The organism is [Roseibacterium] beibuensis (assembly GCF_039542305.1).
Lineage (GTDB): Bacteria > Pseudomonadota > Alphaproteobacteria > Rhodobacterales > Rhodobacteraceae > Roseibacterium > Roseibacterium beibuensis.
The window spans coordinates 1-1003 of sequence record NZ_BAABHW010000017.1 but is presented as its reverse complement, the minus strand read 5'-3'; the positions used below and the strand labels follow the sequence as shown (position 1 = coordinate 1003).

Genomic DNA, 1003 nt, shown 5'->3' with positions numbered 1-1003 from the left:
GAGGCGATCTGTTCGTCGACGGCCTTGGCTCGAATGACTTCACGACCTACGGCGCGGAAGTGGGCCTCGCGCTAGAGTTCTGAGTGCGCGGTTTTCTCCCGGTGAATGAATGCTTGTCTCCAACCCTCTGAGAGCTGGAGACAAGCAGCCGTAGAATCCTGGCGGGTATCCTAGAAAGATCTGAACGCCCGCTTGGCCTGCAGACAAGATCCTGGTGCTTTTCGTAGGGAACGACTGCATTCCGCCCTCGCTCTCGAGGTCATGGCTCCGGCGCCTTACGGCCCAAAGCAGCCCTTCCCTGAAGGTGCTTTTTGCTGCGCTGGCACCTCCAAAGCGGACGTCCGTGTGAAGCGCTAAGCCGACTTGGGCACAAATTGCTTCAAGGACTCACACCGTCACTTGTTTCACCAGGGAGCCGGTCATGTCCGATACGCCAGTGCTCGGGCGTAAGAATGGCTCTCCGACGAGGAGCCGCCTCGAAGGCTTCTTTGATTGAGCGGCCAGCAACCATGTAATTGCCAACGGCTCTCATGAACGAGTCAACCGACGTCCACATCCCAACGTTAACGTATGACGTGTAGTCCGCTGCAGCCCAATCATTTCGGTTGTCCTTTTCATCAGGCTCCATTTCCCATGTGATTCCTTCATGAAAGTCGCTGTCTTCTACCTTGCTCAAAAACTCGCCGATCAATCCAGCAGCACCATCGAGCGACAGCTCGTTCTTCCACTTATTGAGAAAATCCTTCTCCGACCCAATTTTCACACGCCAGTTTATCAAAGCAATAATCAAAGCTACTTCCTTCTTTCAACGTTGAGACTAACGGCTGCTCACGGGATCCTAACGCCTATCCAAGGCAGTGAAGAGTTATTCTATGCTTGCACCGCTCCCCAACGTTGGACCGCCGGAAGCTGGATTTTTCCGGCTCTTTCACGATGACGGGCTGGTGACGCCATCGGGATAATGCATGGCGATCGGGACGTTGTATCCGATCGCGCTATGGGG

General features: G+C 54.6%; 1 protein-coding gene. It reads right to left on the bottom strand.

All coding sequences use genetic code 11. The features are described 5' to 3' along the window. Positions 1-379: 379 nt before the first annotated feature. A complete protein-coding gene (locus tag ABD923_RS19080; RefSeq protein WP_345229576.1) occupies positions 380-790 on the bottom strand; it encodes a hypothetical protein in 411 nt (136 codons plus the stop codon). Positions 791-1003 lie beyond the last annotated feature (213 nt).